The organism is Porticoccus sp. (genome assembly GCF_041592135.1).
Classification (GTDB): Bacteria; Pseudomonadota; Gammaproteobacteria; order Pseudomonadales; family Porticoccaceae; genus Porticoccus.
Map to the genome: position 1 here is coordinate 1 of NZ_JBFHQR010000159.1, position 4598 is coordinate 4598.

The window sequence follows — 4598 nt, forward strand, 5'->3', positions numbered from 1 at the left end:
ACGGCAAACGGCAAACGGCAGCGGACTCAGCTCACCAGGGCCTGTTCATATTCCGCCCCACCCGTTAGCCCCCATTCCACTCGCCCGGCTGAATTGAACTCCGCGATACACTTTCGATCAAACGCTAGAACCGGGAATAGTAGTATGATTCCCCCTGGCGACAGACCCGGCATACACACCTCTCGCCGCGATGACAGACCACAGATAATGAATTAAAAGGAGTCCCCGTGAAATATTTAAGCGCCCTTGCAGGCATGTTGCTATCCGTTTCCGTGCTGGCCGGCACCCTTGAAGAGGGCTACCAGGCCGTCAGGAGCGGTGAACTGGAACAGGGCTTTGCCATTCTTTCCGAATTGGCCCAGACGGGGGACGCCGATGCCCAATTTGGCCTGGCGATCCTTTACAAAGAGGGCTGGGGAACCGAAAAAGACCTCAAAACCGCCTTCGATTACTACCTGCAATCGGCCAACCAGGGCCATCCCGGTGGCATGTTTGAAGCCGGCTGGGCCTACCAGAGCGGGGAAGGCGTAGAGCGGGATTACAGCCTGGCGGTGCAGTGGTATGAAAAGGCCGCCAGCGCCGGGCACCCCGCTGCCATGTATGCCCTCGGGGGCCTCTACTACAACGGCATGGGCGTCGAGAAAGACACCGACAAAGGCACCGACTGGTTCAATAAATCCGCCCAGGCGGGTTACCAGCCCGCCATCCAGTACCTGAACCAGATCAGGCAGTGAGCAGGAAACCTGTCATGGCTGTTTGTGTGGGCTGCCGCGTCTGACGATCAGCCCTCCCGGTTAACTTCAGCCTCACCCGCGGTGCGAAAGAACCCGACAGCTTCCTCCGCCGCCACCGGGCGGCCAAAGAAATAGCCCTGTAATTGCGCGGCGCCCAGCGCCGCCAGCTGCCCGGCCTGCTCCCCTGTCTCCACCCCCTCGGCAACAATCCCCAGGCCCAGTGACCGGGCCAGGGCGATGATGGTCCTCACCACCGACAGGGAGCTGTTACTCTGGTTGAGATTCTGGACGAAACTGCGATCGATTTTCATCGCGCCCACCGGCAACAGGTGCAGGTAAGACAGGCTGGAATAGCCGGTGCCAAAATCATCAATCATGACTTCACAACCCAATTCAATCAGCTTGTGCAGTTTGTCCAGCATATTGTCGGTATCCCCCAGCAAGATGCGTTCGGTCAACTCCAGTTTCAGCTGCCCGCGGCGGACACCGTGGCGCTGGAAACAATCGGAAATACAGCGGGCGAATCGTTCGTCACCGAAGGAATCCGAGGCGATATTGACACTGATGTAGTACTCGACACCGGCATGGCTCCGGTTCCAGAGACCGATCTGCCGGCAGGCCGTTTCGATACCCCACAAACCGATGTCCGCTATCATGCCGCTTTCTTCCGCCAGGGCGATAAACTCCAGCGGCGAGACCCATTCGCCATTCTCCCGGCGCCAGCGGGCCAGGGACTCAAAACCGCACAGTTGGTGATCGCCGGCAGCCACAATGGGCTGATAATAGAGTTCGAGTTTGTCCTCGGCAATAGCGGCTTTCAGCTCGGCCTGCAACTGACGACCGCGTTTGATCATGGCGTCCATCTGCTGGTCAAACAGCACCCAGCAGGCGCGCCCCTGGTGTTTGGCCCGGTAGAGGGCCACATCCGCATCGTGCAATACCTGATCCTGGGTACTGTGGTTGTCGGGATCGAGAACCACCATGCCCATGCTGACCTTCACATCCACTTTCTTGCCACTCAGAAAATAGGGTGCGGACAGGCTTTCAACCAAGCGGTCGGCGATACGGCCGGCGTAATTGAGACTGTCGACTTTCTCAAACAGCATCACAAATTCATCGCCGCCGAGCCTGGCCAGGGTGTCGGACTTGCGCGCCAGCTCGCGCACCCGCTGGGCCACACTGCTCAACAGCTGATCGCCGAGCACATGGCCATAGGTATCATTGATCAGTTTGAAATTATCCAGGTCCAGCAACATCACAATGGACAGGGTTTCACTGCTGCGGCGGCCGAGCAGCTTCAGGTGATGTTCCAGGCGATCCATAAACAGCGCGCGGTTGGCCAATCCGGTGAGCTGGTCACTGTAGGCCAGGTTGCGCATTTTGAATTCGGCCAGTTTTTGCTCACTGATATCGCAGGCACTGACCAGCACCGAGGACTGCTGATCAAATTCAGCCAGGGTAAGGCTGAAGTAGAGCCAGCGCTGCTGGCCGGTAGCGGTGGTAATCTGGAACTGCTCATAAAAAGGCTGGCCAACTTTGGTATCCGCCCAGGGAATCTGCGACACGTAGTGCACAAATTTCTCCCCAAACAGCTCTTCCAGGCTCATGCTCGACAGCGCATCAATACTGTGGTCGGTAATGTGGGACAGCGCCGGATTGGCGTAGGTAATACGGCCATCCACGAAGGTGAATATCGCCGCCTGGGTGGTCTCCGCCAGGCGCTGGAAGCGCACTTCACTACTGCGCAGGGAAATGGCCATTCTGGCCAGGTGGCGATCCACCAGGATACCGATCGACAGCAAACTGAGCAGCACAAATGTCACCGCCAGGATGGCAACCACCAATCCGGGCGGATCAATAAAAGTACCTTCGGTCAATTCGGCCGGGGTCGCGATAAAATAGGTCGCCGCCATGGCAATAAAGTGCATGGCACTGATCGCCAGGCCCAGTACCGCACTGCCGATCAGGGTGGCGATGGCCGGTGACAATCGGATTTTGCCAGGCAGGGATATCCGCGAGCACAGGCCAGCCCAGGACAACAAATACGCCGTCGCAATGGACAGAAGAAACAGTCCCGGGGAATAGTACATCTTCGCCGGCGCGGCGATCGCCTCCATGCCGATGTAATGCATCGCCGCGATACCGCTCGCCAGCAACAGCGCCGCCAGGTGCAGGTGCCGCCGGCAATTGCGGGCGGATGCGAACAGCCGTATTGAGCTGTATCCGGCGAGCAGTGCCGGAAACATTGAAATGATCGTCAGGCTGATGTCGTAATGAACCGGAAACGGCAGGCTATAGGCCAGCATGCTGGTGAAGTGCATGGCCCAGATACCGGTGCCCATGGCGATGCTGCCGGTCATCAACCACAGGTAACGCAACGGCCCCCTGGTGGTCGTAAAGCGTTCACTCACCGGCAGTGTCACAGCCGCGGCCAAAACGGCCAGGGCAACTGCTGCAAAACAAATCAGGTGATGATGATGGCCGCTGATAAGGGTCTGGTCCTGCAACTCAGGGCTGACAATGCGCCAAAAATCCACTGCGTTTCCTTATAGTTCTTTGATCGGACGAAGTAGCTTTCCCAGCAGTCAATCACATCAAAATTCCTTCAACGAAGATATATTATGTATTTTCTAAATTCCATAAAATTCTAATGACGGTTGCCAACATTTTCTCTTTTACATCAAATGGTTGTATTGAAAATAGCGCTGAAAAAGGCGTTGCTGTACAACCCTGGGAGTCGCTCAAAATCCCCTGATAAGCAGCTACGGCGCGGCTGTATCAAAAAACTCGACCATGCCGGTTGCCAGGGAATATTCCGCGCCCACCACCAGCAATTTGCCGTCAAGGATTAATTGTTCCAGCACCTCGGAACCGTGCCGCAGCTGTCCCACCGATGCCCGGATATTGGCACGCACAGCGCGCTCAGCCAGCAGCTTTGGGTTATTGGCCAGCTCTGTCTCCAACAGTGGCTCCACTGCCGGTCTCACCCGGTCGACGATGGAACGCAAATTTCTGGAGACATGGGCTCCCCGACCAGTTAACTCGTCGAGCGTGGCCGCTACCGCACCGCAACAGGTATGTCCCAGTACCACCACCAGGCGGGTATCAAACCATTCCGCGGCAAACTCCACACTCCCCACCTGGGAGGGCGCCACCACATTGCCCGCCACCCGAATCACAAACAGATCCCCGAGTCCCTGGTCGAACACCAGTTCGGCGGGGACCCGGGAATCGGAACAGCCGAGAATAATGGCAAAGGGCTTCTGATCGGCCACCAGTTCTGCGCGCCTGGCCTGATCACTGTGGCGCGACGAACTCGGTGCGCCCTTCACAAAACGTCGGTTGCCTTCGATAAGGCGCTGCAGTGCCTGCTGGGCGGGAATCATCAAAAATCCTCTCAAAAAGTGGCGTTAGGCCGTTGTAACGCTGTGCCCATTGTCGGCCCAATATTCATTGTTTCGGGGCAAAAAAACGGGGCGTTGAGTTGAAGCAATGCACGCGGCTAACAGCCCAGGACACGCCATCCAGCGCCGTAAAACACCGAATGCCGGTTTGCTCGGCGCAAGGCCACACACGGATTAACCCAAGAATAGTTCATGATGAGAAATGTTCGGTGCCACAGCCGACGCGCCGTTTCTGGCGCAGCGGACATGCTAGGGCCTGTTCACACTAATTTGATTACCACTGCTGGAGGTCATTTTTGCTTCCAGCGAGGCGGAATGCGCGTGGTTTAGTTATTCTAAATGAGCGAATGACAACAACGCTGGGGGCAAAAATGGCCCCTGCCCTTCGGGTTGCGGCTAAAAAAGCGCCACTCGTCGTTGCTCGTCACTCAGTTAGAACCACTAAATTCATTTCTCGCGC

Annotated in this window: 3 protein-coding genes; 1 reads left to right on the forward strand and 2 read right to left on the reverse strand. The window is 57.0% G+C overall.

Annotated features, from left to right (window positions below; translation table 11 throughout):
- Nucleotides 1-227 precede the first annotated feature (227 nt).
- Nucleotides 228-734 (forward strand): tetratricopeptide repeat protein, encoded by a 507-nt coding sequence (locus ABY948_RS11255; protein ID WP_461482631.1) that lies wholly within the window; start codon nt 228-230, stop codon nt 732-734.
- Between the two features lie 47 nt (nt 735-781).
- On the opposite strand, the gene ABY948_RS11260 is transcribed toward ABY948_RS11255, so the two are convergent.
- Together ABY948_RS11260 and ABY948_RS11265 are read right to left on the reverse strand one after the other, a co-directional pair.
- Nucleotides 782-3271: a putative bifunctional diguanylate cyclase/phosphodiesterase gene (locus ABY948_RS11260; RefSeq protein WP_461482632.1), complete on the reverse strand. Its 2490-nt coding sequence runs from the start codon at nt 3269-3271 to the stop codon at nt 782-784.
- Nucleotides 3272-3496: 225 nt separating this feature from the next.
- Nucleotides 3497-4120, reverse strand: a complete 624-nt coding sequence (locus tag ABY948_RS11265; RefSeq protein WP_461482633.1) for a carbonic anhydrase — start codon at nt 4118-4120, stop codon at nt 3497-3499.
- Nucleotides 4121-4598: the final 478 nt, after the last annotated feature.

Coding starts and splice junctions, on each gene's coding strand:
- ABY948_RS11265 (WP_461482633.1), bottom strand. CDS start 4,120: ATGATTCCCGCCCAGCAGGCACTGCAGCGCCTTATCGAAGGCAACCGA.